The 26667-nt window shown below is 73.4% G+C and carries 25 protein-coding genes; 8 read left to right on the top strand and 17 right to left on the bottom strand.

All coding sequences use genetic code 11. The annotated features are described in order from the left end of the window. Nucleotides 1–4: 4 nt before the first annotated feature. The 3 genes from zwf to ACIBK9_RS08560 all read right to left on the bottom strand — a co-directional run bounded on the left by zwf (nucleotide 5) and on the right by ACIBK9_RS08560 (nucleotide 4848). Nucleotides 5–1372 (bottom strand): glucose-6-phosphate dehydrogenase, encoded by a 1368-nt coding sequence (gene zwf / locus ACIBK9_RS08570; protein WP_387669435.1) that lies wholly within the window; start codon nucleotides 1370–1372, stop codon nucleotides 5–7. Nucleotides 1373–1374: 2 nt separating this feature from the next. After that, complete coding sequence (gene pgi / locus ACIBK9_RS08565; RefSeq protein ID WP_397156354.1) at nucleotides 1375–3006, bottom strand: glucose-6-phosphate isomerase; 1632 nt, start codon at nucleotides 3004–3006, stop codon at nucleotides 1375–1377. Nucleotides 3007–3141: 135 nt separating this feature from the next. Further along, the gene (locus ACIBK9_RS08560) at nucleotides 3142–4848 is read right to left on the bottom strand and encodes an IlvD/Edd family dehydratase (protein WP_397156352.1); all 1707 of its coding nucleotides are present in this window, start codon (nucleotides 4846–4848) and stop codon (nucleotides 3142–3144) included. A gap of 62 nt (nucleotides 4849–4910) precedes the next feature. Between ACIBK9_RS08560 and ACIBK9_RS08555 the strand changes: the two genes are divergently transcribed. After that, nucleotides 4911–7214, top strand: a complete 2304-nt coding sequence (locus ACIBK9_RS08555) for a phosphoketolase (protein WP_397156350.1) — start codon at nucleotides 4911–4913, stop codon at nucleotides 7212–7214. Beyond that, nucleotides 7190–8368, top strand: a complete 1179-nt coding sequence (locus ACIBK9_RS08550) for an acetate/propionate family kinase (RefSeq protein ID WP_397156348.1) — start codon at nucleotides 7190–7192, stop codon at nucleotides 8366–8368. Before ACIBK9_RS08555 ends, ACIBK9_RS08550 begins: the two co-directional genes overlap by 25 nt. Nucleotides 8369–8375: 7 nt before the next feature. Here ACIBK9_RS08550 and ACIBK9_RS08545 read toward each other — a convergent pair whose 3' ends face one another. The 3 genes from ACIBK9_RS08545 to ACIBK9_RS08535 all read right to left on the bottom strand — a co-directional run bounded on the left by ACIBK9_RS08545 (nucleotide 8376) and on the right by ACIBK9_RS08535 (nucleotide 11007). After that, complete coding sequence (locus ACIBK9_RS08545) at nucleotides 8376–9800, bottom strand: PAS domain S-box protein (protein ID WP_397156346.1); 1425 nt, start codon at nucleotides 9798–9800, stop codon at nucleotides 8376–8378. Between the two features lie 40 nt (nucleotides 9801–9840). Continuing rightward, a complete protein-coding gene (locus ACIBK9_RS08540) occupies nucleotides 9841–10269 on the bottom strand; it encodes an ATP-binding protein (protein ID WP_397156344.1) in 429 nt (142 codons plus the stop codon). Nucleotides 10270–10362: 93 nt separating this feature from the next. Then, a complete protein-coding gene (locus ACIBK9_RS08535) occupies nucleotides 10363–11007 on the bottom strand; it encodes a response regulator transcription factor (protein ID WP_358286274.1) in 645 nt (214 codons plus the stop codon). Between the two features lie 217 nt (nucleotides 11008–11224). Here ACIBK9_RS08535 and ACIBK9_RS08530 point away from each other — a divergent pair, with 217 nt between their 5' ends. The 4 genes from ACIBK9_RS08530 to ACIBK9_RS08515 all read left to right on the top strand — a co-directional run bounded on the left by ACIBK9_RS08530 (nucleotide 11225) and on the right by ACIBK9_RS08515 (nucleotide 15496). Further along, nucleotides 11225–11707, top strand: a complete 483-nt coding sequence (locus ACIBK9_RS08530; protein ID WP_358286272.1) for a cation:proton antiporter regulatory subunit — start codon at nucleotides 11225–11227, stop codon at nucleotides 11705–11707. A gap of 8 nt (nucleotides 11708–11715) precedes the next feature. Then, nucleotides 11716–12876 carry a cation:proton antiporter gene (locus ACIBK9_RS08525; protein WP_358286270.1) on the top strand — a complete coding sequence of 387 codons (1161 nt, stop codon included), beginning with the start codon at nucleotides 11716–11718 and terminating at the stop codon, nucleotides 12874–12876. A 17-nt stretch (nucleotides 12877–12893) separates the two neighbouring features. Continuing rightward, the gene (locus ACIBK9_RS08520) at nucleotides 12894–13511 is read left to right on the top strand and encodes a pentapeptide repeat-containing protein (protein ID WP_364337576.1); all 618 of its coding nucleotides are present in this window, start codon (nucleotides 12894–12896) and stop codon (nucleotides 13509–13511) included. Nucleotides 13512–13591: 80 nt separating this feature from the next. Next, entirely contained in the window at nucleotides 13592–15496 is a 1905-nt protein-coding gene (locus ACIBK9_RS08515) for a hypothetical protein (RefSeq protein WP_397156341.1), read from the top strand. 21 nt (nucleotides 15497–15517) lie between these two features. Here ACIBK9_RS08515 and ACIBK9_RS08510 read toward each other — a convergent pair whose 3' ends face one another. The 3 genes from ACIBK9_RS08510 to ACIBK9_RS08500 all read right to left on the bottom strand — a co-directional run bounded on the left by ACIBK9_RS08510 (nucleotide 15518) and on the right by ACIBK9_RS08500 (nucleotide 17693). Further along, on the bottom strand, nucleotides 15518–16510 hold the full coding sequence (locus ACIBK9_RS08510) for a hypothetical protein (RefSeq protein WP_397156339.1): 993 nt from the start codon (nucleotides 16508–16510) through the stop codon (nucleotides 15518–15520). Further along, complete coding sequence (locus ACIBK9_RS08505) at nucleotides 16500–17033, bottom strand: copper resistance protein CopC (protein WP_397156337.1); 534 nt, start codon at nucleotides 17031–17033, stop codon at nucleotides 16500–16502. The genes ACIBK9_RS08510 and ACIBK9_RS08505 overlap by 11 nt, the downstream gene beginning before the upstream one ends. Nucleotides 17034–17129: 96 nt before the next feature. Further along, nucleotides 17130–17693: a hypothetical protein gene (locus tag ACIBK9_RS08500; protein ID WP_397156335.1), complete on the bottom strand. Its 564-nt coding sequence runs from the start codon at nucleotides 17691–17693 to the stop codon at nucleotides 17130–17132. A 76-nt stretch (nucleotides 17694–17769) separates the two neighbouring features. Here ACIBK9_RS08500 and ACIBK9_RS08495 point away from each other — a divergent pair, with 76 nt between their 5' ends. Next, nucleotides 17770–18072: a hypothetical protein gene (locus ACIBK9_RS08495; RefSeq protein WP_397156333.1), complete on the top strand. Its 303-nt coding sequence runs from the start codon at nucleotides 17770–17772 to the stop codon at nucleotides 18070–18072. Here the strand turns inward: ACIBK9_RS08495 and ACIBK9_RS08490 are convergent. The 3 genes from ACIBK9_RS08490 to ACIBK9_RS08480 all read right to left on the bottom strand — a co-directional run bounded on the left by ACIBK9_RS08490 (nucleotide 18039) and on the right by ACIBK9_RS08480 (nucleotide 20524). Continuing rightward, a complete protein-coding gene (locus tag ACIBK9_RS08490; RefSeq protein ID WP_387670363.1) occupies nucleotides 18039–19004 on the bottom strand; it encodes a fatty acid desaturase family protein in 966 nt (321 codons plus the stop codon). The genes ACIBK9_RS08495 and ACIBK9_RS08490 overlap by 34 nt on opposite strands. Nucleotides 19005–19227: 223 nt before the next feature. Further along, on the bottom strand, nucleotides 19228–19653 hold the full coding sequence (locus ACIBK9_RS08485) for a nucleoside deaminase (protein WP_357976749.1): 426 nt from the start codon (nucleotides 19651–19653) through the stop codon (nucleotides 19228–19230). Then, entirely contained in the window at nucleotides 19640–20524 is an 885-nt protein-coding gene (locus ACIBK9_RS08480; protein ID WP_397156331.1) for an LLM class flavin-dependent oxidoreductase, read from the bottom strand. The genes ACIBK9_RS08485 and ACIBK9_RS08480 overlap by 14 nt, the downstream gene beginning before the upstream one ends. A gap of 95 nt (nucleotides 20525–20619) precedes the next feature. Here ACIBK9_RS08480 and ACIBK9_RS08475 point away from each other — a divergent pair, with 95 nt between their 5' ends. Continuing rightward, nucleotides 20620–21078 carry an Lrp/AsnC family transcriptional regulator gene (locus tag ACIBK9_RS08475; protein WP_397156329.1) on the top strand — a complete coding sequence of 153 codons (459 nt, stop codon included), beginning with the start codon at nucleotides 20620–20622 and terminating at the stop codon, nucleotides 21076–21078. Nucleotides 21079–21114: 36 nt separating this feature from the next. On the opposite strand, the gene ACIBK9_RS08470 is transcribed toward ACIBK9_RS08475, so the two are convergent. From ACIBK9_RS08470 to ACIBK9_RS08450, 5 genes are all read right to left on the bottom strand, one after another. Further along, nucleotides 21115–22254, bottom strand: coding sequence for an FAD-dependent oxidoreductase (locus tag ACIBK9_RS08470; RefSeq protein WP_397156327.1), 1140 nt, complete (start codon nucleotides 22252–22254; stop codon nucleotides 21115–21117). A 25-nt stretch (nucleotides 22255–22279) separates the two neighbouring features. After that, entirely contained in the window at nucleotides 22280–23848 is a 1569-nt protein-coding gene (locus ACIBK9_RS08465) for an MFS transporter (RefSeq protein ID WP_358286251.1), read from the bottom strand. Between the two features lie 84 nt (nucleotides 23849–23932). Then, a complete protein-coding gene (locus tag ACIBK9_RS08460; RefSeq protein ID WP_397156325.1) occupies nucleotides 23933–25318 on the bottom strand; it encodes an FAD-binding oxidoreductase in 1386 nt (461 codons plus the stop codon). A gap of 46 nt (nucleotides 25319–25364) precedes the next feature. Further along, a complete protein-coding gene (locus ACIBK9_RS08455; protein ID WP_397156323.1) occupies nucleotides 25365–25637 on the bottom strand; it encodes a hypothetical protein in 273 nt (90 codons plus the stop codon). Nucleotides 25638–25706: 69 nt separating this feature from the next. Further along, nucleotides 25707–26597 carry a hypothetical protein gene (locus tag ACIBK9_RS08450; protein WP_387669467.1) on the bottom strand — a complete coding sequence of 297 codons (891 nt, stop codon included), beginning with the start codon at nucleotides 26595–26597 and terminating at the stop codon, nucleotides 25707–25709. Nucleotides 26598–26667: the final 70 nt, after the last annotated feature.

The following is a 26667-nucleotide window of genomic DNA, read 5'->3' as shown; positions in this document are numbered from 1 at the left end:
GCCGCTAGTCGAACGTGGTGGAGATCTCGTGCCAGCCGCCCGGCGGGATCTTCTCCGCCGGTTCGGGCCCCCAGGTGCCCTTCTCGTACGGCAGCGGCTGGTCGGGCAGGTCGAGCAGCCGGCCCACGATCCGCCACGACTCCTCCACCAGGTCGAACCGGGCGAAGCGCCGCGGGTCGCCGCTGACGGCGTCGGTCAGGATGCGCTCGTAGGCGGCCTCCATCGGCCCGAGCACCTTGGTGAAGTCGACGCTCACCGGCACCGGGATCGTCCGCTGCCGGCCGGGCTCCTTGGCCAGCACGTCGAAGGTCACCCCGGCGTCGGGCTGCAGCCGGAACCTGATGAGGTTGGGCCCCGGCGGCACGTCGCCGCCGCGGAACATCGTCACCGGCGGCTTGCGCAGCTCGGCCACGATCTCCAGGTCGGTGGTGGGCAGCGCCTTGCCAGAACGGATGCACCAGGGCACGCCCGCCCACCGCCAGCTGTCGATGTAGAGCCGCATGGCGACGAACGTCTCGGTGGTGGAGCCGGGCCGGACGCCGGGGGTGTCGAGGTAGCCGTCGTACTGGCCGCGCACGACGTGGGCCGGGTCGACGGCCTGGACGGCGCGCAGCACCCGCCACTTCTCGTCGAGCTGGGCGCGGGCGTCCATGGACGGCGGCGGGTCCATCGCCAGGATGGCCAGCAGTTGCAGCAGGTGGTTCTGGACCACGTCGCGGACCGTGCCGTTGGCGTCGTAGAAGCCGCCGCGGTCGGCGACGTCGAAGTCCTCGGCCATGGTGATCTGCACGCTGCGCACGTAGTTCCGGTTCCACAGCGGTTCGAGCAGCATGTTGGCGAACCGGAACACCATGAGGTCCTCGACCGGCTCCTTGCCCAGGAAGTGGTCGACCCGCCGCAGGTGGTCCTCGTCGAAGTACTTCAGCAGCTCGTCGTTGAGCCTGCGCGCGGAGTCGAGGTCGTGCCCGAACGGCTTCTCCACCACGAGCCTGGCCTCGTGGTTGAGCCCGGCGCCGGCCAGCCCCTCGGCGACGACGGAGAACAGCGCGGGCGGCACCGCCAGGTAGTGGACGAGGAACCCCTTGCCCTCGACCTCCTGCCGCAGCTTCGCGAACGTCTCGGGGTCGCGGTAGTCGCCCGCCACCAGCCGCAGGTTGCCGGCCAGCTTCTCGAACGCCGCGTCCTGGACGCCGCCGCACGCCTCGCGGGCGTGCTCGCGCAGCGCGTCGAGGTCCATGTCGGTCTTGGCGACGCCGATGATCGGCAGGTCGAGCCTGCCGTCGGCGGTCAGGTGGTAGAGCGCGGGGAGCAGCATCTTGCGCGCGAGGTCGCCCGTGACGCCGAACAGGACCAGCGCGCCCGCCCGCCCCATCTCTAGGCCCGCCTTCCGCGCAGCTCGCGGTACCTGCGCACGAGTTGTTCGGTCGAGGAGTCGGGGAAGGTCTGCGGCGGCTCGTCGGAGGTGAGCGCGGGCGCCACGTCGAGCGCCATCTTCTTGCCCAGCTCGACGCCCCACTGGTCGAAGGAGTCGACGCCCCAGATCGTGCCCTCGACGAACACGATGTGCTCGTAGAGCGCGACGAGCTGGCCCAGCGTGGACGGCGTGAGCTTGGTCGCCAGGATCGTCGAGGTGGGCCGGTTGCCCGGCATCACCTTGTGCGGCACGATCTCCGGCGGCGTGCCCTCGCCCGCGATCTCCTCGGCGGTCTTGCCGAAGGCCAGCGCGCTGGTCTGGGCGAGCAGGTTGGCGGTGAGCTGGTCGTGCATGCCCTCGCGGTCCTCGAACGGCTCGGCGAAGCCGATGAAGTCGGCCGGGACGAGCCGGGTGCCCTGGTGCAGGAGCTGGTAGAAGGCGTGCTGGCCGTTGGTGCCCGGCTCGCCCCAGAAGATCTCGCCGGTCGGGACGGTCACCGGGCTGCCGTCGGCGCGCACCGACTTGCCGTTGGACTCCATGGTGAGCTGCTGGAGGTAGGCCGGGAAGCGGTGCAGCCGCTGGCTGTAGGGCAGCACGGCGCGGGTCTCGGCGCCGAAGAAGTCGGTGTACCAGATGCCGAGCAGGGCCATCAGGACCGGCATGTTGGCGTTGAACGGCGCGGTGCGGAAGTGCTGGTCCATGCTGTGGAAGCCGGACAGCATCTCGCGGAACCGGTCCGGCCCCACGGCGATCATCAGCGACAGGCCGATGGCGCCGTCGTAGGAGTAGCGGCCGCCCACCCAGTCCCAGAAGCCGAACATGTTGTCGGTGTCGATGCCGAACTCGGCGACCTTCTCTGCGTTGGTGGAGACGGCCACGAAGTGCTTGGCGACCGCGTCCTCGCCCAGCGCGCCGACCAGCCAGGACCGGGCGACCCTGGCGTTGGTCAGCGTCTCCAGCGTGGTGAAGGTCTTGGAGGCGACCACGAACAGCGTGGTGGCCGGGTCGAGGTCGCGCAGGTTGCCCAGGATGTCGGCGGGGTCGATGTTGGAGACGAACCTGGCCTCGACGCCGGCGTCCACGTAGTCGCGCAGCGCCTCGTAGGCCATGGCCGGGCCGAGGTCGGACCCGCCGATGCCGATGTTGACCACGGTCCTGATCGGCTGCCCGGTGGCGCCCTTCCACTCCTTGGACCTGACGCGGTCGGCGAAGGCGCTCATCTTGTCCAGCACCGCGTGCACGTCGGCCACGACGTCCTGGCCGTCGACGACCAGTTTGGCGTTCTCCCGCATGCGCAGCGCGACGTGCAGGACGGCGCGGTCCTCGCTCACGTTGATGTGCTCGCCGCCGAACATCGCGGCGATGCGCTCGCGCAGGCCCGCCCGCTCGGCCAGGGCCACCAGCAGGTCGATCGTCTCCTGGGTGGCGCGGTGCTTGGCGTAGTCGAGGTAGAGGTCCCCGGTGCTCACCGTCATCCGCCCGGCCCTGCCCGGGTCCTCCGCGAACAGCTCACGAAGCTGCTTTCCCGCCAGCTCCTCGTGATGCTTGCCCAGAGCCGCCCACTCCTGGCTCTGGCTGATGTCGCCGTTCACCGCTTCCTCCTCATACGTCGTCAAACCTGATCACATCGTCCCGCACTCGCGGGAGATCCGCTGAGCCGGGCTCCCGTAGGGAACCCCGTACCCCACGGGGAAGATTCCGCGCACGGCGCCGGGCACTCTTTGCTCTCAATGGGACTCCCGGCCGGGGGCGTCGCCGGAGGAGCCCGTCAGGAAGTCGAGGTCGGCGCCGAGGTGCGCCTGGGTGACGTGGTCGACGTACAGGCGCTCCCAGCCGCGGACCGGCCGGGCGTGGCCGGTCATGACCGGTTCCCTGGCGGCCAGCTCGGCCTCCGGGACGTCGACGTCGAGCCTCCTGGCGGCCACGTCGAGCACGATCGGGTCGCCGGTGCGCACCCGCGACAGCGGGCCGCCGGCCGCCGCCTCCGGCGAGGCGTGCAGGACGACCGTGCCGTACGCGGTGCCGCTCATCCGGGCGTCGCTGACCCGCACCATGTCGCGCACGCCCCTGGCCAGCAGCTTGCGCGGCAGCGGCAGGTTGCCGACCTCCGGCATGCCCGGGTAGCCCCTGGGGCCGCAGCCGCGCAGCACCAGCACCGAGGTCTCGTCGACGTCGAGGCCGGGCGAGTCGAGCCGGGCGCGGGCGTCCTCGACGCCGTCGAAGACGATCGCCCGGCCGCGGTGGCGCAGCAGCTCCGGCGAGGCGGCCGCGGGCTTGATCACGGCGCCGTCGGGCGCGAGGTTGCCGCGCAGCACGGCGATGCCCGCGTCGGGCAGCAGCGGGTCGGAGCGCCGCCGGATCACGGTGTCGTCCCAGATCTCGGCGCCGGCCAGGTGCTCGACGAGCGGCCTGCCGGTGACGGTGATCGCCGCGGGGTCGAGCAGGTCCTCGACCTCCCGCAGCAGGGCGGTCAGGCCGCCCGCCCGGAACAGGTCGTCCATCAGATGGCGGCCGGCGGGCTGGAGGTCGGCCAGCAGCGGCACGCCCGCGCCGGCCCGGTCGAAGTCGTCGAGGCTCAGCTCGACGCCGAGCCGCCCGGCGATGGCCAGCAGGTGCACGACCGCGTTGGTCGAGCCGCCGATCGCGGCCAGCGTCACGATGGCGTTGAGGAAGGAGGCCCTGGTCATGACGTGGCTGGGGCGGCGGCCCGCGCGTACCAGCTCGACGGCCAGCCGGCCGCTGTCGTGCGCGCGTTCCAGCAGGCGGCTGTCGGGGGCCGGGGTGCCGGCCGTGCCGGGCAGCGTCATGCCGAGCGCCTCGGCCATGCAGGCCATGGTGGAGGCGGTGCCCATCGTGTTGCAGTGGCCACGGCTGCGGATCATGGACGACTCGGAGGCGAGGAACGCCTCGCGGGAGAGCGTGCCGGCCCGCACCTCCTCGCTGAGCCGCCACACGTCGGTGCCGCAGCCGAGCGGCACGCCGCGGAAGTGGCCGGTCAGCATGGGCCCGCCGGGCACGACGAGCGCCGGCAGGTCGACCGAGGCGGCGGCCATGAGCAGCGCCGGAACGGTCTTGTCGCAGCCGCCGAGCAGCACCACGCCGTCGATCGGGTTGGCCCGCAGCAGCTCCTCGGCGGCCATCGCGGCCAGGTTGCGCCAGAGCATGGCGGTCGGGCGCACGTTCGTCTCGCCCAGCGACAGGACCGGCAGGTCGAGCGGCACGCCCCCGGCCGCCCACACGCCGTTCATGACGCCGCGGGCGACCTCGTCGAGGTGGGAGTTGCAGGGCGCGAGGTCGGAGGCGCTGTTGGCGATCGCGATGTGCGGCCGCTCGCCCTCGAACGCCTCGCGCGGCAGGCCGCGGCGCATCCAGGCCCGGTGGATGTAGGAGTTCCTGTCGTCACCGGAGTACCAGAGGGAACTGCGCAGCGCCATGTGACGGCACATTATCGGCAGCCCGGGGATTCAGCACCGCCTGCGGAGGAATGGGCAAGGGCATGGACCACATAGACGCGTACTGGCGGGCGGCCAACTACCTGTCCGTCGGGCAGATCTACCTGCTGGACAACCCGCTGCTGGCCGAGCCGCTGCGCCCCGAGCACATCAAGCCGCGGCTGCTCGGCCACTGGGGCACCACCCCGGGGCTGAACTTCTGCTTCGCCCACCTCAACCGGGTGATCTCCGAGCGCGACCAGGACATGATCTACATCGCCGGTCCCGGCCACGGCGGGCCCGCCGCCGTCGCGCACGCCTGGCTGGAGGGCTCCTACACCGAGCGCTATCCGGACGTCTCGCAGGACGTCGAGGGCATGCGGCGGCTGTTCCGCCAGTTCTCCTTCCCCGGCGGCATCCCCAGCCACGTCGCGCCCGAGACCCCCGGCTCCATCCACGAGGGCGGCGAGCTGGGATACTCCCTGGCCCACGCCTACGGCGCCGCGTTCGACAACCCCGGCCTGGTGGTCGCCTGCGTCATCGGCGACGGCGAGGCCGAGACCGGCCCGCTGGCCGCGAGCTGGCACTCCAACAAGTTCCTCGACCCCCGGCGCGACGGCGTCGTCCTCCCCATCCTGCACCTGAACGGCTACAAGATCGCCAACCCCACCGTGCTCGCCCGCATCCCCGAGCAGGACCTGTTCAAGCTCATGGAGGGGTACGGCTACCGCCCCCACCTCGTCGGCCCCTCGCACGAGGAGATGGCCGCCACCCTCGACACCGTCTTCGACGAGCTGGCCGAGTACAAGGACGGCCAGGACCGGCGGCTGCCGATGATCGTGCTGCGCACGCCGAAGGGCTGGACCGGTCCGCGCGAGGTGGACGGCAAGCCGGTCGAGGGCACCTGGCGGGCCCACCAGGTGCCGCTGGCCGGGGTCCGGGAGAACCCGGCGCACCTGGCGATGCTGGAGGAGTGGATGCGCTCGTACCGGCCGCAGGAGCTGTTCGGCTCCGACGGCAAGCCGGTCGAGGAGGTGCTGGCGACGGTGCCGCGGGGGCCGCTGCGGATGAGCGCCAACCCGCACGCCAACGGCGGCGAGCTGCTGCAGCCGCTGCGGCTGCCGGACTTCCGCCGGCACGCGGTCGAGGTCAAGTCCCCGGCTACCCAGCTGACCGAGCCGACGCGGGTGCTCGGCGGGTTCCTGCGCGACGTGATCGCCGGGAACCCGCGCAACTTCCGGCTGCTGGGCCCCGACGAGACCGCCTCCAACCGGCTGCAGGACGTGTTCGAGGTCACCGACCGGGCGTGGGAGGCCGAGCTGCTGCCCACGGACGAGAACCTGGCCCCGGGCGGCCGGGTGATGGAGGTGCTGAGCGAGCACCTGTGCCAGGGCTGGCTGGAGGGCTATCTGCTGACCGGCCGGCACGGCCTGTTCAACTGCTACGAGGCGTTCATCCACATCATCGACGCCATGTTCAACCAGCACGCCAAGTGGCTGGAGTCGTCGCAGAAGATCTCGTGGCGGCGGCCGGTGGCGTCGCTGACGTACCTGCTGTCGTCGCACGTGTGGCGGCAGGACCACAACGGCTTCAGCCACCAGGACCCCGGCTTCCTGGACGTGGTCGTCAACAAGAAGGCGTCGGTCGTGCGGGTCTACCTGCCGCCGGACGCCAACACCCTGCTGTCGGTGGCCGACCACTGCCTGCGCTCGCGCGACTACGTCAACGTGATCGTGGCGGGCAAGCAGCCGGTGCTGGACCTGTTCACCATGGAGGAGGCGATCGCGCACAACACGCGGGGCCTGGGCATCCTGCCGTGGGCCTCCACCGACCAGGGCAGCGAGCCGGACGTCGTGCTGGCCTGCGCGGGCGACGTGCCGACCCAGGAGACGCTGGCCGCCGCGGCGCTGCTGCGCGAGCACCTGCCGGAGCTGAAGGTGCGGGTCGTCAACGTGGTGGACCTGATGCGGCTGCAACCACGGTCGGAGCATCCGCACGGCATGCCGGACGCCGAGTTCGACACGCTGTTCACCGTGGACCGGCCGATCATCTTCAACTTCCACGGCTACCCCTCGCTCATCCACCAGCTCGCCTACCGCCGCACCGGGCACGCCAACATGCACGTGCGCGGCTACAAGGAGGAGGGCACCACGACCACGCCGTTCGACATGGCCATGCTCAACGACATCGACCGCTACCACCTGGTCATCGACGTCATCGACCGGGTGCCGGGGCTCGGCTCCAAGGCCGCGCACCTGCGTCAGCGGATGAGCGACGCGCGGCTGCGGGCCCGCGCGTACACCAGGGAGCACGGCGAGGACCCGGCGGAGATCAGGTCGTGGACATGGCCGGCCGAATACTCGTCCTGAACACCGGCTCCTCCTCCATCAAGTACGAGCTGGTGGACGTGCGCACCCGGGAGCGGCCCGCGCGCGGGCTGGTGGAGCGCATCGGCGAGGACCGGGGGCGGCTGACGCACCACGCGGACGGCGGGCCGCCGTACGTGCGGGAGGAGCGGTTCGCCGGGCACGCCGAGGGGCTGGCGGCGATGCTGGAGGCGTTCGCGCGGGCCGGGCCCGAGCTGGAGCCGGTCGCGGTCGGGCACCGGGTCGTGCACGGCGGCACCCGCTTCACCGGCCCGGCGCTGGTCGACGACGAGGTGATCGCCGCGATCGAGGAGCTGGCGCCGCTCGCGCCGCTGCACAACCCGGTGAACCTGGCCGGGATCCGGGTGGCGCGGGCGGCGTTCCCCGGCGTGCCGCAGGTGGCGGTGTTCGACACGGCGTTCCAGCTCACGCTGCCGCCGCAGGCGTACACGTACGCGGTGCCGCGGGCCTGGCGGGAGCTCGGCGTGCGCCGCTACGGCTTCCACGGCACCTCGTGCGCCTACGTCTCCCGCCGCGCCGCCGCCCTCCTCGGCCGCGACCTGGCCGGCCTCGACCTGGTCGTGCTGCACCTGGGCAACGGCGCCAGCGCGACGGCGATGTCCGGCGGGCGCAGCGTGGACACCTCCATGGGGCTGACCCCGCTGGAGGGGCTGGTGATGGGCACCCGTTCCGGCGACGTGGACCCCGCGATCGCCGGCTACCTGGCGCGGGTGCGCGGCATGGGCGGCGAGGAGGTGGAGCGCGCGCTCAGCCACGAGGGCGGCCTGCGCGCCCTGGCCGGGACGCTCGACATGCGCGAGGTGCGGGCCCGCGGCGACGAGGAGGCCCGGCTGGCCCTGGAGGTCTACACCCGGCGCATCCGCAAGTACGTGGGCGCGTACTACGCCCTGCTCGGCCGCCTGGACGCGATCGTGTTCACCGGCGGCGTCGGCGAGCACGACGCGGCCACCCGCGCGGAGTCCCTGGCCGGGCTCGACCGGCTCGGCATCACCGTGGACCCCGCGTTGAACGCGGCCGGCCCGGCCGGGGAGCGGGCGGTCTCGCCGCCGGGCGCGGAGGTGGCGGTGCTGGTCGTGCCCACGGACGAGGAGTGGGAGATCGCCCGCCAGTCCCTGGAGGTGCTCCCCCGCAGCTGAGCGACGGTCAGGCGTGCGGGACGGCCGGGACCCAGAAGTCCACGGTGGTCCCGGCCCCCGGCCGGTCGGTCAGGCTCCACCAGCCGCCCGCGATCTCGGCCCGTTCGCGCATCTCGATCAGCCCGAAGTGGCGCAGCGGCCCCTCGGCGCCCGGCGGCAGCCCGGCGCCGTCGTCGGCGACGCGCACGTGCACGCCGCGGTCGAGCGAGACCAGCGAGAGCCTGATCGAGGTGGCGCGGGCGTGCTTGCGCACGTTGGTGATCGCCTCCTGGCAGATCCGGAAGATGGTGACGGCGGCCTCGGGCGGCGGGTCGGCGTCGAGGCGGTGGTCGATCTCGAACGACAGGCCGGTGCCGGCCGTCACCTGCCGCAGGTAGCCGGCCAGGCCCTCGACCAGGCCCTCCTCGTGGAGGGCCGGCGGGCGCAGCTCGAAGGTCAGGTCGCGCAGGCGGGCGACGGCGGCCTCGACGGCCTCGCCGATGCCGCGCACCTCGGCGGCCCGCTCACCGGCGAGGCCGCTCTCCATCGCGCGCAGGCGCATGCCGACGGCGACCATGGACTGGATCGTGTCGTCGTGCACGTCGTAGGCGATGCGCCGGCGTTCGACCTCCTGGGCGCGGACCAGGTGGGCCAGCAGCATGCCGCGTTCGTCGAGGGCGCGGGCCACGTTGCGGCGCTCGGTCAGGTCGCGGGTGACCTTGCCGAACCCGCGCAGCTCGCCGCGGTCGTCGTGCAGGGCGGTGATGACCACGCTGGCCCAGAACCTGGTGCCGTCCTTGCGGACGCGCCAGCCCTCCTCCTCCCACCGGCCGTCGGCGACGGCGACCTCCAGCTCCATGGCGGGTTTGCCGGCCGCGACGTCCTCGGGCGGGTAGAAGACCGAGAAGTGGCGGCCGATGATCTCCTCGGCGCGGTAGCCCTTGATGCGCTCGGCGCCGGCGTTCCAGCTGACGATCCGGCCCTGGGCGTCGAGCATGAAGATGGCGTAGTCGACGACGTTCTGGACCAGCAGGCGGAAGCGCTCCTCGCTGTCGCGCATCGCCTGCTCGGCCAGGCGGCGCTCGGTCAGGTCGCCGGTGACCTTGCCGAACCCGCGCAGCAGGCCCCGCTCGTCGCGCAGGGCGGTGATGACCACGCGCGCCCAGAACCGGGCGCCGTCCTTGCGGACGCGCCAGCCCTCGTCGGCCACCCGGCCGGCCGCCGCCGCGCGGCCCAGCAGCTGTTCCGGACGACCGGCCGCGACGTCCTCGGGCGGGTAGAACACCGAGAAGTGCCGGCCGATGATCTCCTCGGCGCGGTAGCCCTTGATGCGCTCGGCGCCGGCGTTCCAGCTGGTCACATGGCCCGCGGGGTCGAGGAGACAGATCGAGTAGTCGACGACGCTGCGGACGAGCAGCTGGATGTCCTCTGACTGCCTGTCTTGACCGGGCATACTGCAGCTTCGCACGGCCCGGCGGCAGACCGAAACTCGATCATGCCCTGGAGCGCTCCTGGGCGGGCGCGACGACGTGCGGCGCCAGCTCGCACCACACCACCTTGCCGCCTTCGCCGCCCCCCTCGGCGCGGGAGACGCCCCAGCCGGTGGACAGCAGCTCGATGACGTGCAGGCCCCAGCCGTTGTCCGGCCCGGGCTCGCGCGGCTCGGGCAGGCGGTGGCCGCAGTCGCGCACCTCGATCCGCACGTGGGAGGGGGTGCAGCGGATGCGTAAGGCGGGCGGGCCGTCGCCGTGCACGAGCGCGTTGGTCACCAGCTCGGAGACCACGAGCAGGACGTCCTCGCGGCGCCCGCGGTAGCCGCACGCGGCCAGCACCTCACGTGCTCTCTGTCGGGCCGCGGTGATGCTGCCCATCTCTTCCGGCAGCTGGGTGTCCACCTGGTACGGCGCAGCGAAACTGCCCATCCTCCTACTGTCGGGCAGTAAAGGACTGATCACGAGACGCAGTGGAACCACCTCTACCGGTGCGGATGAGGGGCGCCCTCTGGTGCGTCTGCGTCAGTCGAGCAGCCCTTCCCGGCGCGCCACGGCCACGGCCTCCAGCTTGGACCGGGCCCCGAGCTTCTCCAGGACGTGCTGGACGTGGTTGCGCGCGGTGTTGCGGGCCACGCCGAGCCGCGCGCCGATCTCGTCCGTGCTCGCCCCTTCGGCCAGCAGCCGCAGCGTCTCGCGCTCGCGCGCGGTCAGCGCCGCACCCGGGCTCCGCACCCGGCCGGTCAGCCGGTCGAGCACGCCGGGCAGCAGGCCCGGCGCGAACACCACGCCGCCGGCGGCCACCTCGCGCACCGCCGACTCCAGCTCCTCCAGCCTGGACGACTTCACCAGCAGGCCCGCCCCGCCCGCCTCCACCACCCGCGCGGCGACGGAGGCGGTGGCCTCCCCGGTGAGCACCAGCACCCGGGCCCCGGGCGCGACCGCCGCGAACCGGCTGATCGCCTCGACGCCGTCGCCGTCGGGCAGCCGCCGGTCGAGCACCACGACGTCGGGCCGGCGGCGGGCGGCCGCGGCGAGGGCGGCGGCGACCGTGCCCGCCTGCGCCACGACCTCGATGCCCGGCGCCCGGCCGAGCGCCAGGCCGATGGCCTCGGCCACCATCGCGTGGTCCTCCACGAGCAGCAGCCGGATGGAGGAAGTGGTCGGCATGGCTTCGTCTCGCCTCTCCCGCGGCAACGTCCCCGGCATCTTCCCACCCGCGTCCCGCCCGCGCCTCCTGTTCCCGCGCGGGCCGGACGGGTGACGCCGCGGGCGGCCGGAGACCGCCGGACGGCATGCGAGGGCTGGATACGAGGAGGTCAAGCGGGCGGAGACCGTTGGTAGTGTTGTCCAGAAATATGCGTATTTTTTGGGATGGGTGGGATAGGTGGAGGTTGAGCAGACAGCGTTGCCGGGCATCGGGCTTCGGCACGATTTCACCACCCGCGCCGGCCAGCGGGTAGGCATCGTCTCGCACCGCACCGGCCGTCGCGACCTGGTGATCTACGACAAGGACGACCCCGACCGCGCCTGTCAGACGGTCAAGCTGAACGACGAGGAGGCCGACGCCCTGGCCGAGCTCCTCGGCGCCCCCCGCATCGTGCAGCGGCTCAACCAGCTGCACCAGCAGGTCGAAGGGCTGGTGAGCGTCCAGCTCCCCATCCCGTCCGGCTCCCCCTACGCCGGGCGCGCCATGGGCGAGGCCCGGGTCAGGACCCGTACCAGCGCCTCCATCGTCGCCGTGGTCCGCGGCGGCCAGGTGTTCGCCAGCCCCGGCCCCGACTTCGTCTTCCGCGAGGGCGACGTCGTGGTCGTGGTGGGAAGCGCGGACAGCACCGCGGACGTCGCCGGCATCCTGGCTGACGGGTAGGACCGCGGGTGCACGAAACCGCGGTCATCTTTCTCGAGTTCGGTGCTGTTCTTCTGGGTCTGGGGGTTCTGGGCGCGCTCGCGTTGCGCGTCGGCATCTCACCGATCCCGCTCTACCTCATCGCCGGTCTGGCGTTCGGCACGGGAGGCGTGCTGCCGCTGGCGACCAGCGAGGAGTTCATCTCGGTCGGCGCGGAGCTGGGCGTCGTCCTGCTGCTGCTGACGCTCGGTCTGGAGTACAACGCCGACGAACTGGTCACCAGCCTCACGAGCAACGCGCGGGCCGGCATCGTCGACCTCGTGCTGAACGCCGCCCCCGGCGCGATCTGCGCCTTGCTGCTGGGCTGGGGGCCGGTCGCGGCGGTGGCCATGGCGGGCGTCACCTACGCCACCTCCTCCGGCATCACCGCCAAGGTGCTGTCCGATCTGGGCTGGATCGGTAACAGGGAGACGCCGACGGTGCTGTCCCTGCTGGTGTTCGAGGACCTGACCATGGCGGTCTACCTGCCGGTCCTCACCACGTTGCTGGCGGGCCTGAGCCTGGTCAGCGGGGCGATCTCGGTCGGCATCGCGCTCGGCACGGTGAGCGTCGTGCTCGTCGTGGCGCTGCGCTTCGGACGCTTCATCGAGGCGTTCGTGTCGAGCCCCAACTCCGAGGTGCTGCTGCTGAAGGTGGTCGGGCTGGCGCTGCTGGTGGCCGGGCTGGCCCAGCAGCTGCAGGTCTCGGCGGCGGTCGGCGCGTTCCTGGTCGGGATCGCGCTGTCGGGGCAGCTCGCGCACGACGCGCAGGCGCTGCTCGCGCCGCTGCGCGACCTGTTCGCGGCGGTGTTCTTCGTCTTCTTCGGGTTGCAGACCGATCCGGCGAAGATCCTGCCGGTGGCGGGGCTGGCCGCGCTGCTGGCGCTGGTGAGCATGGTGACCAAGCTCCTGACGGGCGCGTACGCGGCCAGACGGGCGGGCATCGGCAAGGCCGGTCAGGCACGGGCGGGCATCGCCCTCATCCCGCGCGGCGAGTTCAACATCGTCATCGCGGGCCTGGCGGTGGGCGCCGGGGCCCATCCCGACCTCGGGGCCCTGGCGGCGGCGTACGTGCTGATCCTGGCGGCGTTCGGGCCGCTGGCGGCCAAGCTCGTCCAGCCGCTCATCACGGCCATCGCGAACAAGGCGTGATCCGCTAGTTTGTTCGCATGGCCGACCGTAAGCACGGGGTGCCCGCGCCCCCGATCGAGACGACGATCCACGCCGACGACTGGGACAGGACGGAGATCGCCGGTGAGACCTTCCACCGGGTCCTGTTCCAGGGCGTCGACCTGACCGAGCTGGTCGACCAGGGGGCGTCGTTCGAGGAGTGCACGTTCAGGAACGTGCGGCTCAACGTCTCCACCCACGAGGACGCGCGCTTCCTCAACTGCCTGTTCAGCCGGTGCTCCCTGTTCGACGCCACGTTCAGGGGGTGCAAGCTGACCGGCAGCGTGTTCGACGGCTGCACCTTCGGGCTGCTGAAGGTCGACGGCGGCGACTGGTCCTACACCGGGCTGCCCGGCGCCGACCTGCGCGGCAGCGCCTTCCACGGCGTCCGGCTGCGGGAGGCCGACCTGACCGGGGCCCGGCTCGCCGGGGCCGAGCTGCGCCGGGCCGACCTGTCGGGGGCCTGGCTGCACGGCGCCGACCTCACCGGCTGCGACCTGCGCGGCAGCGACCTGAGCACGCTCGACCCGCACACGGTCACGCTCAAGAAGGCGGTCATCGACCCCTTCCAGGCCACGGTCATCGCCGAGGCCCTGGGCCTGGAGGTCCGCTCCTGAGGCCCCGGGTCTGGAGGCCAGCTCCTGAGGCCCCGGGCCTTGAGGTCCGCTCCTGAGGCGGGGTCGGCGATGATGGCGGTGTGCCGATCGCCGATCTCAACGACGCCGAGCGGGCCGTGGCCGCCGCGCTCGCCCACGGCCGCGCCGTCGACCTGCGCACCGGCGACCCTGCCGCCGACGACCCGGCCACGGCCGCGTCCTGGGGCCCCGGCCGCACGGTCCGGGGCGAGGTGCTGGCCGGGCTGCTGCTCGGCGGGTTCGACGAGCCCGCCGCCAAGCCGCGGCTTATCCTGGCGGGGGCGCGGATCACCGGCGCGCTCAACCTGGCGTTCGCCGAGCTCCCCTTCCCCGTCACCTTCCAGGGCTGCGCCTTCGACGCCGCCCCCGACCTTTACCACGCCCGCACCCGCTTCCTCAGCTTCAGCGGCTCGCTGCTGCCCGGCCTGACCGCCTCGAACGTCCAGGTCGAGGGCAACCTGCGGCTGGCGGGCAGCCACGTCACCGGCGAGCTGCGGCTGCCCGGCGGCCGGATCAGCGGCAACCTCGTGCTCAACTGCGCCCGCCTGAGCCATCCGGCGGGCACGGCGCTCAACGGCGAGCACCTCGACGTGGCCGGTCACCTGCGCGCCCAGGACGGCTTCGCCTGCGACGGCACGCTCGTCCTGGCCTCCGCCCGGATCGGCGGCGCGGTCGAGCTGGACGGCGCCCGCCTCAACGCGCCGGGCGGCACGGCCCTGGAGGCGTCCAACGTGATCGTCCAGGTCGGGCTGTTCGCGCGGGACGTGGAGGCCGACGGCGAGGTCAGCCTGCGGTTCGCCCGCGTGTCCGGCCCGCTCACGTTACGCGGCTCGCGCATCCGGCGGCCGGGCGGGCTCGCGCTGCGCGCCACCGGGCTCAACGCCGAGGCGGGGCTCTTCCTGGCCGGGCTGACGGCCGAGGGGCAGGTGCGCCTCGGCCGCTCGGTCATCGGCGGCACCCTCGGCCTGGAGGGCGCGCGGCTGAGCGCCCCGGGCGGCGTGGTGGTCGCCGCCGACGGCCTCACCGTGAACGGCTCGCTGCTGGCCTGGCGGGGGCTGCGCGCCGAGGGCGAGTTCAGCCTGCTCGACGCCACGGTCACCGGCCCGGCGCACTTCGAGGGCGCGACCCTGGTCAACCCCGGCGGGGCCGCGCTGTCGGCCAACGGCCTGTCGGTGGGCAAGGTGCTCAACCTCTGCGACGGCTTCTCCGCCCGCGGCCGGATCAGGCTGACCAGCGCCCAGGTCGGCAGCCGCCTGTGCCTCGACGACGCCACCCTGTCGGCGCCCGGCGAGGTGGCGCTGAAGTGCTGGCGGCTGGAGGCCCGCGAGCTGGCGCTGCGCACGGCCGCGCCGGTCGAGGGGGTGGTGGAGTTACGGTACGCGCGGATCGGCGTCCTGCGTGACGACCCCGCCGGGTGGCCGCGGGCGATGCGCATGGACGGGCTGTCGTACGAGGTGCTCGACCCCATGCTGCCGGCCGCCGGGCGGCTGCGCTGGCTGCGTGCCGACCCCGACGGTTACCTGCCGGGCGCCTACGAGCAGCTGGCCGCGATGTACCGGCGGCTCGGCGCCGACGCCGACGCCCGCGAGACGCTGCTGGCCGGCCAGCGGCGACGCCGCGCCGCGCTTCCCGGGTACGCCCGCTTCTGGGGCCACCTCCAGGACGCCACCGTCGGCTACGGCTTCCGCCCCCTGCGCGCGGCGGCCTGGCTGGCCGCGCTGCTGGCCGCGGGCACGGTCGTGTTCGGGCTCGACGTGCCGCCGCCGCTGAAGCCGGGCGAGGCGCCGCCGTTCCACGCGCTGGTCTACACCTTGGACCTGCTGCTGCCGATCATCGACCTCGGGCAGGAGAAGGCCTACAACCCGCAGGGCGGCGCTCAGTGGTTGGCCTGGGGGCTCATCATGGCCGGGTGGGTGCTGGCCACGACGATCGCCGCCGGTCTGACCCGCTCGCTGCGCCGGACCTGAGACGGGCGGCTCGGGGGGCCGTCAGCACAGTGCCATGGCCGTCTGCCACAGGCTGGGCAGGGCGGCCAGCACGTGGTCGCCGCGGCGGCGCCGGTCGGCGAACGTCTCGGCGCCCAGGTCGGCCAGCAGCTCCTGCAAGCCCTCCTCGTACCCGGCCGGCGCGCCGGCGGCGGCGCGTTTGTCCAGGCAGCGCGCGTACGTGGCGACCAGCCAGAACACCGCCTCCCGGTGGAGCCCGGCGGCGACGAGCTCGCGGCTGCCGTCGATGGCGATCGGACGCGCCTGCGGCGTGATGTCGGAGGTGAAGCGGTAGGAGGGCGCCTCCAGCCCGGCCGTCGCGTCGAAGACCGCCTCCAGGGCCGCCAGGTGCCGCTCCACCCGCTGGGGGGTCATCCGCGCGCAGCCCAGCAGTTCGAGCAGGTGCTCGTGCCAGTCGAGCCGGCCGTGCCCGGCCAGCAGCTCGCGCACGGCGGCGTACCGGCGGCGCACGGTCGGGTTGCGCAGCCCGGCGACCAGCAGGACGTGCGTCGTCACGCCCGTGCCGAACAGCCAGGACGCCACCTGCTCGGGGACGGGCGCGTTCTCGTCCATGGAGTTGATCCAGCCGCGCACCCGGTCCATCGCCTGCGTGCAGCGGGCGATGATCCAGGGCCGCTCGGCGAAGTCGCGGGCCACCAGGCGCTGGATCTCGCCGAGCCGCCCGGTCGGGTCGGCCAGCACGCTGGGCAGGTGGAAGCTGCCGGCCAGGTGGTAGTCGCTCAGCACCTCGTGGGTGGAGCCGATGCGGGCGATGCCGGAGACCTCCAGCAGGACGCCCTCGTAGCGGAACTTGCCGATCGCGGGCGGCGGGTCGGCGAGCACCATCACGTCCACGTCGGACGTGGGGCCGAGCTCCGTGCCCGGGGCCGCCCACAGCGCGGACCCGGTCAGGAACGCCCCCTCGAACCCGGGCAGGCGGGCGCCCTCGTCGAGCACCCACTGCCGCGCGAGCTGCCTGGCCCGCTCAACCAGCATCCACGTCCTCCCGGTCAGGGCCGCGGCGCGCGCCCCTGATCAGGAGGACCGCGCCCAGCACGACGAGCACCGCCAGCCCGCCCCAGATCCAGCCGGGGACGCCCGTCGCGGCGGGCCGTTCCTCGACGGGCGAGGGCGCCGCTGCCGGTTGAGAAGTAGATCCTTTCATGACGAACGGGATTTCGCCCTCGATCGGATGGCCGTCGGAGGAGACGACACGCCAGGCGATCACGTACGAACCGGGCGCGGGCTGCCGGGGCACCTCGGCGAACACCTTGGGCCCCTCGACGCGGGGCTTGCCGACCTCGACGGCCTTGCCCGCCGCGTCGTGCAGCACGACGAAGGGGAACTGGACGTGGGCGTTGAACTCCAGCTCGATCCGCTCGATCGCGGACAGCTGCGCGTTCTTGGCCGGTGAGCTGCTCTTGAGCGTGTCGTGGGCGAGCGCCGCGGTGGACGGCAGCAGCGCCAGGAGGGCCGCGCAGGCGAGCGCGGCCAGGCGGAAGGGCCAGGAGGGCTTCATGGGAACTCCGGATGCGGACGGCCGGACCGGCGCAGGGGCGCCGTCCGGGCACGGAAGGGCGAGGACGGGGACGCGTCCTGAACCGGACGCGGCGCTTCAGCGGAGGCGGAGCCGCCGGGGTGGTCCTCGCCGGGTGACCGCGCGGCAGGCGGTCCTGCCCATCGGAGTGGGGACGTCGGCGTACGCCGGAGGGCGCCCGTCGGGGCGGCGCGGCGGGATCAACGCCTCGACCGGCGCGAGCAGGAGCGGCCCGAGGATCGGGGGCGGCGCGGCGGACAGGCGGATCACGAGCCACAGCGCGCGCTCGCCGCGGTGCAGCCACCAGGCCGTCAGCGCGGCCACGGTGAGGTGGACCAGCGCCATGGCGGGCGCGGGATGACCGTGCCCGGCGGCGGCGCCCGTGGCGGGCGCGAGGCGTTCGAAGAGCTGGTGCAGCACGAGCTGGGTGAGCGTGGTGGCGGCCAGGATCGCCGCGGGGCCGCGCTCGCGGCCGTTGATCGTGAGCGCGGCGGCGAGGGCGGCCAGCACCCCGAGCGCGCCGCCCCAGAGCGGGACGGCCCCGCCACCGGCCAGCAGGTGCCCTGCCGCGGACACCAAGCCGCAGACCGTCGCGAACACGACGGCCCGCGACAGACGCAGCCAGACTGACGCGGCGGTCACAGCCGCCATCCTTACACAACCGCCACACTTACCAGGCGGCGCGTTCGGCGTGTCCGCGCGGGGGCAGCGGGCTCTGATGGACTTCGCCCGAGGCGATGGGCCGGATCTGGAACTGGTGGTCCGGCGGGAGTTGACCGACGCGGGTTTCAACGTCGAACCGTCCCTGCTGCCGCTCGACGGGGGGCTCACCGTCTGGCTCGATCCGTCCCGCGGCGTGGTGGTCGTCTGGGGTCCGGCCGGCACCGACACCGCCGCCCACCTGGCGAAGTACGCGACCATCCGCACCGCGGTCCTGCTCGCGCTGCGGATGGTGCTGGCCGGGGCCGGCCACGAGATCCGGGAGGATCAGGAGGGCCTGGAGCTGGTGGTCACCTCCTGAGGGGCGCGCAGCGGCGCCCCGACGTCGTGCAGGTGCCGCATGGCCTGGGCCCACGACTCGACGAGCCCGCACTCGACGTACGCGACGCCGAGCTCGCGGCAGTACTCGCGCACGAGGGGCCGGGCGCGGCGCAGGTTGGCCGAGGGCATGCCGGGGAACAGGTGGTGCTCGATCTGGTAGTTGAGCCCGCCGAGCGCGACGTTCATCAGCCGGCCGCCGCGCACGTTCCTGGAGGTCAGCACCTGGCGGCGGAGGAAGTCCAGGGAGTCCTCGGCGGTGAGCACCGGCATGCCCTTGTGGTTGGGCGCGAACGTGCAGCCCAGGTACACGCCGTAGCAGGCCTGGTGCACGGCGAGGAAGGCGAGCGCCTTGCCGGGCGGCAGCACCGCGAACACCCCCGCGAGGTAGGCCAGGTTGTGCGCGACGAGCAGCAGCCCCTCGGTGCGTCCGCCCTTCACCCTGCGCAGGGCGCGGAAGCCGGCCACCTTCAGGTTCAGGCCCTCCAGGGTTAGCAGGGGGAAGAACAGGAACGCCTGCCAGCGGCCGATGAAGCGGGGCAGCCCGCGGCTGGCCTCGGCCTGCCGCCGCGACCAGATGAGGATGTCGGGCGCGACGTCGGGGTCGTGGTCCTCGTGGTTGGGGTTGGCGTGGTGGCGGGTGTGCTTGTCCATCCACCAGCCGTAGCTGAGCCCGACGGTCAGGTTCCCGACCACCAGCCCGGCGATCCTGCTGCGCCGCCGCGACCGGAACACCTGGCCGTGCGCCAGGTCGTGGGCCAGCAGCGTGACCTGGGCGAAGGCGACGGCCAGCAGCGCCGCGACGCCGAGCTGCCCCCAGGAGTCGCCGACCGCGGCGAACAGCGTCCACCCTCCGGCGAACAGGGCGGCCACCAGGCCGATCCTGATCGCGTAGTAGGCGGGCCGCCGCTCCATCAGCCCCGCCTGGGCGATGCGGCGCGACAGCTGCGCGAAGTCGCTCCCCCGGGGCGCGGCGCGAGGGGTTTCCACCACGGTCAAGGCTCTCTCCGATGCTGGTGAGGCGGGCGTGAACACTCCTCAGCATCGCGGCGGCGGCCTTCCCGCGGACCCCCGCTGTCACCCGTCCTGATGGTGGGGCAGGCACTACCATCGGCGGCCCCCGGCGGGGCCGCGCGGGTCAGCGGTAGTAGCCCTCCAGCGGGGCGCTGGCCTCGGCGTACAGGGCCGGGCCCTCCTGCGGGACGTGCGGCCAGCCGGGGCCGGTCTTCAGGCCGGCGAGCTGCTCGTTCGACAGGGCGTACACTACGCGGCCGAGGCCGGAGCGTTCGATGGCGCCCGCGCACATGCCGCACGGCTGGCAGCTGGTGTACATGGTGGTGGCGGCCGCGGCCTCCGGGGTCAGCTCGCGAGCGGCCCAGCGGGCCAGCTTCAGCTCCGGGTGGGCGGAGATGTCGCGGTCGCCGAGGACCGTGTTGTGCTCCTCGGCCAGCACCTCGCCGCCGGGGCCGGCCAGCAGCGAGCCGAAGGGGGCCTCGCCGTTCGCGCGGGCGCGGGCGGCCAGCTCGATGGCCCGGCGCAGCAGGGTCTCGTCATCGGGGGTCATCGTCGTCGTCCTCCTTGGACGGGTCGCGGGATTCCAGGTCCCAGTGGCCGGCCACGGCGGCGAGCGCGTGCCAGGCCGTCTGGGGGTGCAGCGTCTCGGCGGGGTCGCCGGCGAACGGGTCGAGCACGACGGTGTCGGCGCCCAGCTGCCGCAGCGCGTCGAGGTCGGCCAGGACCTGGTCGAGGGTGCCCTCGCCGGCGTGGCGGCCGGGCCCGGTGACCGGCTCGGCGGTCAGCCGCAGCAGGATGCGCGGGGCGAACGCGGGCACGGGGCGGCCGAGCTCGCCGGCGACGTCCGCCAGCCGCCCGGCGGCCTCGCGCAGCCAGGGCAGGGTGTTGCGCAGGGGGTGCCACGCCTGGCCCAGCCGTACGGCGCGGCGCAGCCCGGCCTCGCCGTTGCCGCCGACCCAGAACGGGATGGGCCCGGCGCGGTAGTCGTCAGCGGCCGACCAGGCGGCGCGCATGGCCAGCAGGTGGTCGTCGGTCAGCCGTCCGCGCCGCTCGAACGGCACCCCGAGCGCGTCGAACTCCTGCCGTGCCCAGCCGATGCCCACGCCGAGCACCAGCCGGCCGTCGCTGAACCGGTCGAGGTTGGCCGCCATCCGGGCCATCACCAGCGGATGCCGGTACGGCACGATGAGCACCGAGGTGCCGAGCCTGACCCGCGTGGTGATCCCGGCCAGCCAGGAGAGCGTGGTGAACGGCTCGTAGAAGGGCCCCGGGTACTGCTGGGCGACGTCGGGGGTGATCGCGACGTGGTCGGAGATCATCAGCAGGTCGTAGCCGAGGCCCTCGACGGTCTGCGCCCATCGCCGCAGCGTGGCCGGGTCGGTGCCGGGCCCGAAGTTCGGTACGTTCACGCCGATTCTCATGACACCGAAGGCTATCCAGGCCGTCCCGCCGGGCTGAAGGCCTCGCTCACGGTGTGCGGCGGGGATCGCCGTGGATCTGCCGGTATATTCGCCGGATGGCCGAGGATCTCGACGACACCGACTGGGCGATCCTGGCGGAGCTCCAGCGGGAGGGCCGGCTGCCGCTGACCGAGCTGGGCCGCCGGGTCAACCTCAGCGCCTCGGCGACGACCGAGCGGGTCAGGCGGCTGGAGGCGCTGGGCGTCATCGCCGGCTACCGGGCTGAGGTCGATCTGTGCAAGGTCGGGTTCGGCGTGCTGGCCGTCGTGCGGCTGAAGTATCCCGGCAGCCGGCACGAGCCGCTGCGCCGCCTGCTCGGCGAGCGCCCGGAGATCCTGGAATGCCTGCGCACCACCGGCGAGGACTGCTACACGCTGAAGGTGGCGGCCGGCTCGATGCCCCACCTCGAACGCGTCATCGACGAGCTGGCCCGGTTCGGCAGCACCACGACCAACATCGTCTACAGCCAGACCCTGCCCTACCGGGGCCCGGCCGCCCCGCCCGCACGGCTCTGAGGCGGGCGCGCCGGGGCCTCCCGGAGGGCGGCGGGATCAGATCGGCTGCAGCGCGGGAGCGGTGCGGGGCGCTGCCTCGTCGCCGTAGATGTGCAGGTCGGCGCGGAAGGCCCGCAGGTACGCCCGCCGGTCGTGGAACGTGGCGGCCAGGGCGTCGCCGTAGTCGATGAGCTGCCGGTGCGCCTGCCGGCGCGGCTCGTAGCGGGCCTGGAGCAGCTTGTCGAGCAGCGGCAGGTCGCCGCCGGCCGCGGAGATGACGTCGGCCAGGATCTCGGCGTCGTACAGGGTGTAGCTCATGCCCATGCCGGTCATCGGGTGGCAGGCGAAGGCGGCCGAGCCGAGCAGCGCGGCGTTGCCCCTGTGGTACGCCCCCACCCGCAGCGACGAGACCCTGATCGGCTGCCAGGCGGCGGCCCGCAGGGAGGCGAAGGCGTCGGTGCTGTCGGTGACGAAGCCCTTCAGCAGGTCGGGCAGGCCGGCGGCGCCCCGGCCGAAGACCTCGTCGTCCTGCTCGGGGGGCAGGCCGACGAACACCCTGGCCTGGTCCTTGTCGAGCGGGTAGAGGTAGGCGAGCCAGCCGCCGGAGCTGAAGTAGAGCCGGTTGAGCTGGGCGACGCTGGCGCTCAGCGGCACGGTGGCCACCCGCATCAGCAGCCGGTCGTAGGGCATGGTGACCTGGTCGATGTCGAGCGCCCGCCGCACGGCCGACCTGGTGCCGTCGGCGCCCACGACCACGTCGGCGCGCAGCCGGCTGCCGTCGGACAGCGTCAGCAGCTCGATGCGCTCACCCTCGCGCTCGACGTGCTCGATGGCGGCGTCGAAGCAGAACTCGACGCCCTCCATCGCGCAGCAGGCGTAGATGAGCTCGACCAGCTCGCGGTAGGGGCGGATGAGGAAGCCCCCGTCGGGGAAGCGGCACTCCCTGATCGGCTCGCCGTCGTGGTAGTAGCGGATGAGGTCGCGCCGCAGGCCGTGGCGCTCGACGAGCTCGGCCAGCCCGTGGCGGGCCAGCACCCGCAGGCCGGGGGGCTTGAGGAAGTCGGCGCCCGCGCTGGGGATCGAAGGTCCCTGCTCGATGACGACGACGCGCTGCCCGCGGCGGCGCAGCAGCAGTGCGAGGAAACAGCCGCCGAGCCCGGCGCCGACGATGGCCACGTCGCACGAGGTGGTTGCCATGACGAGAGCCCTTCTTGAGGTTGTACTAGACGTGCGTGGTTCCGTAGGTCTCCGAGCTCTCTGCCGCCCGGGGCCTCGGGATGTGATCCCTGGGGGTCGTGCGGGTCTCGACAGGCAGCAGCGCGTCGGCCTCCGCCGCGACGGTGGCGAGGGTCATGCGCAGCTCCAGCAGCAGCCGGCGCGGCACCTTGATCATGTCGTCGCCCGGGTCGGTCCGCAGCCGGGTGATCTTGGTGAGTGCGATGGCCCCGATGAACACCGAGATGGCCACGCACATGGCGAGCGCGCCGGCCAGCCCGGCCAGCGGGCCGGTCAGGATGAACGGGTGGTCGATGACGAGGGACACCACGGCGATGCCGACGGCCCCGCCGACCATGCGGGCCATGGTGGCCGCGCCGACGGCGGAGGCGTACTGGCTGGGGCGGGCGGCCAGGGTGGTGGCCACGGAGGTGCCGGGCGCCAGCGCGCCGACGCCCATGCCGACCACGACGCTGGCGATCAGGCCCCACACTGTCGGCCCTGACTGGGTCAGCACCAGCACGCACGCGCCGCCGCAGAGCAGGGAGCCGGCGTAGATCAGGCCGTACGCGCCGATGTGCTTGAGCAGCTTGCCGGCCAGGTAGCTGGTGACGACGACGGCCACCGAGGTGGGCGTCAGCCACATCGCCACCTCCAGCATCGGGTAGCCGAGGTGCAGCAGGTACAGCGGCTGCACGGTGAGCAGCCCGTAGGACAGGGCGCCGAAGAACCAGGTGGCCAGCCAGCCCCAGACGAACTTGCGCTGCCGCCACAACGCCAGGTCGATGGCCGGCAGGCGGTGGTGCCTGGCCTGGGCCAGCGCGCCGCCGAGCAGCGCCAGGGCCGCGACGGCCAGCCACACGACGTCCATGCCCCAGGCCATGGCCTTGGAGATGGCCAGCACGATCACCGCGATCCCGGCGGCCAGCAGCCAGGCGCCGAGCACGTCCGGCACGCCCTTGGCCGCGGCGCGCCTGCCGGACGGGAGCGCGGCGCAGGCGATCAGCAGCGCGACGCCCATGACGACGTCGGGCACGAACAGGGCGCGCCAGTCGACGGTGGCGGCCAGCCAGCCGCCGCCGGCCTGCATGAGCAGGCAGCCGAGCCCGGAGGCCGAGCTCCACAGCGCGATCGCGCCCCGGCGCTGCGACTCGGGCAGCTCGCCGAGCAGCAGCCCGAGGCTGGCCGGGATCATCGCCGCCGCGCCCGCGCCCTGCACCGCCCGCGCGGCCAGCACGAACGACCAGGACGACGCGGCCACGGTGGCGATCCCGCCGGCCACGAAGACCACCAGCCCGAACGCCAGCACCCGGCGGCGGCCGAACAGGTCGGCCCAGCGGCCGGCCGTGGCCAGCAGCGCCGCGATCGGGATGAAGGCGGCGCTGGTCAGCCAGACCAGGTCGCCCAGCGGCATGCCGGCGCCCGCGGGGGTGTAACGCAGCACGCCGACGGCCAGGGTGGTGGCCGTGGTGTCGGCCATCACGGTCAGCATCACGCCCGCGCCGACCAGCCGCAGCATCACGGCGTGACGGCGGGTCACGCCGGTTGCTCTGACGGCCACTGGTGTCTCACGCACTCGGTCCTCCTCGCAAGAAAGCCTCAGGTTCCCCGCCGGCCGGCACACTGCGGTGGGTGCGACCGGCGCGGGGTGGTTAGGGGGTCAGGCGCCGTAACGGCCGGGAGAGAGCAGGCCGTCCGGGTCGAGAGCGGTCTTGAGCCGGTGGAGCATGCCGAGGCTGGCGGTGCTGGTCTCGGACCAGACGTCGGCGGCGGCGTGGTCGATGTCGGAGCGGTAGATGGCGCAGCCGTTGCCGCGCAGCAGGCAGCTCGCGTCGTTGCGCAGCTGGTGGGCGCGGTGGGCGGCGTCGGCGTCGGCCCGGTCGAAGAAGATCTGGATGACGGCGTTGGCCATGTGCGGGCTGACCAGGTTCCACTCCACCATCAGGGCGATGCGGTGGGTGTCGACGGCGGTCTGCAGGGCGTCGAGGATGCGCTCGGTCTTCGCGGCGTGCAGCGGCATCAGCGGCAGCAGCACGAGGAAGCCCATGCCGCCGGCGTCGATCTGGTCGCAGGAGGTGACGCCGAGCGCGTTGCGCACGCCCTGGCAGGTCGGGACGCCCTGGGCGGTGAGCGCCCTGGTGTAGAGCGGGTCGTCGGGGCCGACCGCGGCGGCGTCGAGCACGCGCAGCGTCTCGCCGCCCTCGACCTCGATGAGCGCCTTGCGCAGCATCTCCTCGGCCAGCTCGACGGTGGCGCCGGTGCCGAGCAGCGGACCGAGGACGGTGAACTTGCCGGTGTCCACGCCCGCCGGCAGCAGCCAGCCGCCGTCGCGGCCGGGCGCGAGGGCGAGCTCGCGGAGCCGCATGAGCCCGCCTGCCGGGTTGCCGCGGCGCAGGAACCCGGTCATCGCGCCGATCGCGGCGCCGACCTGGTCGCGCCGGATGCGCGCGTGCACGAGCCCGATCGTCTCCGGGCGCGGCACCAGCGAGACTGCCATGGCGGTGACGACGCCCAGGTTGTGCTGGACGAACGCGGACGTCAGGTCGGGCCCGGCGACCCGGCCGTGGTAGACGCCGGTGGGGTCGAGCCCGCCGGTGGTGATCACGCTGCCGTCGGCGAGCACGGCCTCGATGCCGGCCACGTCCTGGACCCGGGAGCGGAAGCAGCCGTCGCCGCGTTCGAGGGCGTTGCCGATGACCGAGGTGTCGGCGCAGGAGGCGGTGACGTTGAGCATCCACGGCGTGTCCCGCAGCGCCTCGGCGAGCTGGGCCTGGGTCACGCCGGGCTCGATGACGGCGTAGCCGGCCTCCAGGTCGAGGCCGCGGATGCGGTTCATCCGGCTGAGGTCGACGACGACGTTGTCCTCGGTGACCGGCAGCGCGGAGCCCATGCCCCAGTTCCTGCCGGTGCTGACCGGGTAGAGGCGGCTCTTGCTCACCATGGCCCGGCGGACGAGGGCGCGTACCTCGTCCAGGGTGTGCGGGGTCTCGGTGCCCGCCAGCGAACGCGGTCGGTGGGCGCCCACGTCACGCGGCCGCAGATCCACTCGCGATAGTCCCTGCATGGCTCTCCTCGGGGGATGCGAAATCACGTCAGGCGGTGTGCTGGAGGAGGTCGTCGATGGAGCCGATGGCCTGGGTGGACATCTCCCTGATCTCACGCAGCCGCTGCTCGGTGAACGCCTCGTAGGGCGCGGGCGGGACGGCGGCGGGGGCGGGGGCGGGGGCGGGGAAGTCGAGTGAGCCGCGCGGGGCGGCCTGTGCGGGCACGTCGTGCGGGCCGTAGGGGTGGCGGCGGGCGCGGGTGCGTCCGGTGTCGGACGACTCGTGCCGGACGAGCGCGGGCAGATGCGGTGGGGTTCGCATGACGGGAGCTCTCCTACAGGGTTCGTACGGGTTGTGCGTGCTGCCGCCCGTGGAGCGGCACGTGGGTCGTCACGTGCTCTCCTGGTGGCCGGAGCGGGGGATGACGGCCGTGGGGGTCGCCCTCGGCACGCCGTGGTTGATGACGCTGGCGGCGATCCGGCGCTCGGTCAGCCCCATGTGCGGACGGGGCGCGCCGGCCGGACGCACGGCGGCGGTGCCGCGGATGATCGAGCTGGCGTGCACCCACCGGCGGGTCTCGGCCAGCACCTCGCGCTGCGCCCTGGGCAGGTCGCCGTGGGCGGCGTAGTGCTCGCAGACGGACCACGCGAGGGCGCGGGCCATGATCAGGTGCTCTTCGCAGGCCGCGGCCACCTTCGACTCCAGCCCGACCACCTGGGCCAGGAGCAGTTGCAGGTGGGACAGGCCGGAGCTGCGGTCGAACCCGTCGAGCTCGGCCAGCCGGGCCGGCCAGCGCAGCCGCCGCTCGACGGCGGCGCGGGTCGCGGCGGCGACGTCGGCCGCGGTGCGGCCCCGCGGGTCCTCGCCCTCCAGTTGCACGGCCCGCTGCGCGGTGTGCTCGAAGTCGGACAGCCGCTTCAGCCCGCTCTGCAGCAGCCTGATGCGGTTGTGCAGGCAGGCGGCGCTCCAGCCGAGCACCAGCAGCCGGTCGCTGTCGGCCTCGCAGTGCCAGCCGACGAGGCTGACCTCGCGGGCCATGCGGTGGTGGAGCACCCATGCCTCGCGCGGGTCGACGTGGACGGGGGCGTCGATCCACACCTGCAGGCCGCCGGGAGGCAGCTCGCCGACGCCGACCTCGACCCCTTCGGGGGCCACCCTGGCGCAGATGCGCTGGACGACCTTCTGCTGCGCCGCCGTCTCCGGCGCCACCGGCGCCGGGTCCGCCGCCCAGACCGGCGGCACGCGCTCGGGGGCGACTCGCGCCCTGGGCTCGATGCTCATCTGAGGCCACCTCCAGACCCGAAGGTCCCTCCTACGTAAATTGACACTTAATCCTGCAGCTCTGATCCTC

The sequence above is a fragment of the Nonomuraea sp. NPDC050227 genome (assembly GCF_044459705.1).
Classification (GTDB): Bacteria; Actinomycetota; Actinomycetes; order Streptosporangiales; family Streptosporangiaceae; genus Nonomuraea.
Note: the sequence above shows the minus strand (reverse complement) of the source record. Positions and strands in the feature narration are given on the sequence as shown.

Coding starts and splice junctions, on each gene's coding strand:
- ACIBK9_RS08470 (WP_397156327.1), bottom strand. CDS start 22,254: ATGGCAACCACCTCGTGCGACGTGGCCATCGTCGGCGCCGGGCTCGGC.
- ACIBK9_RS08550 (WP_397156348.1), top strand. CDS start 7,190: ATGGCCGGCCGAATACTCGTCCTGAACACCGGCTCCTCCTCCATCAAG.
- ACIBK9_RS08535 (WP_358286274.1), bottom strand. CDS start 11,007: ATGCCGACCACTTCCTCCATCCGGCTGCTGCTCGTGGAGGACCACGCG.
- ACIBK9_RS08555 (WP_397156350.1), top strand. CDS start 4,911: ATGGACCACATAGACGCGTACTGGCGGGCGGCCAACTACCTGTCCGTC.
- ACIBK9_RS08490 (WP_387670363.1), bottom strand. CDS start 19,004: ATGGAGCGGCGGCCCGCCTACTACGCGATCAGGATCGGCCTGGTGGCC.
- ACIBK9_RS08485 (WP_357976749.1), bottom strand. CDS start 19,653: ATGACCCCCGATGACGAGACCCTGCTGCGCCGGGCCATCGAGCTGGCC.
- ACIBK9_RS08510 (WP_397156339.1), bottom strand. CDS start 16,510: ATGCTGGTTGAGCGGGCCAGGCAGCTCGCGCGGCAGTGGGTGCTCGAC.
- ACIBK9_RS08540 (WP_397156344.1), bottom strand. CDS start 10,269: ATGGGCAGTTTCGCTGCGCCGTACCAGGTGGACACCCAGCTGCCGGAA.
- ACIBK9_RS08520 (WP_364337576.1), top strand. CDS start 12,894: ATGGCCGACCGTAAGCACGGGGTGCCCGCGCCCCCGATCGAGACGACG.
- ACIBK9_RS08455 (WP_397156323.1), bottom strand. CDS start 25,637: ATGCGAACCCCACCGCATCTGCCCGCGCTCGTCCGGCACGAGTCGTCC.
- ACIBK9_RS08495 (WP_397156333.1), top strand. CDS start 17,770: ATGGACTTCGCCCGAGGCGATGGGCCGGATCTGGAACTGGTGGTCCGG.
- ACIBK9_RS08560 (WP_397156352.1), bottom strand. CDS start 4,848: ATGGCGCTGCGCAGTTCCCTCTGGTACTCCGGTGACGACAGGAACTCC.
- zwf (WP_387669435.1), bottom strand. CDS start 1,372: ATGGGGCGGGCGGGCGCGCTGGTCCTGTTCGGCGTCACGGGCGACCTC.
- ACIBK9_RS08475 (WP_397156329.1), top strand. CDS start 20,620: ATGGCCGAGGATCTCGACGACACCGACTGGGCGATCCTGGCGGAGCTC.
- ACIBK9_RS08450 (WP_387669467.1), bottom strand. CDS start 26,597: ATGAGCATCGAGCCCAGGGCGCGAGTCGCCCCCGAGCGCGTGCCGCCG.
- ACIBK9_RS08505 (WP_397156337.1), bottom strand. CDS start 17,033: ATGAAGCCCTCCTGGCCCTTCCGCCTGGCCGCGCTCGCCTGCGCGGCC.
- ACIBK9_RS08545 (WP_397156346.1), bottom strand. CDS start 9,800: ATGCCCGGTCAAGACAGGCAGTCAGAGGACATCCAGCTGCTCGTCCGC.
- ACIBK9_RS08480 (WP_397156331.1), bottom strand. CDS start 20,524: ATGAGAATCGGCGTGAACGTACCGAACTTCGGGCCCGGCACCGACCCG.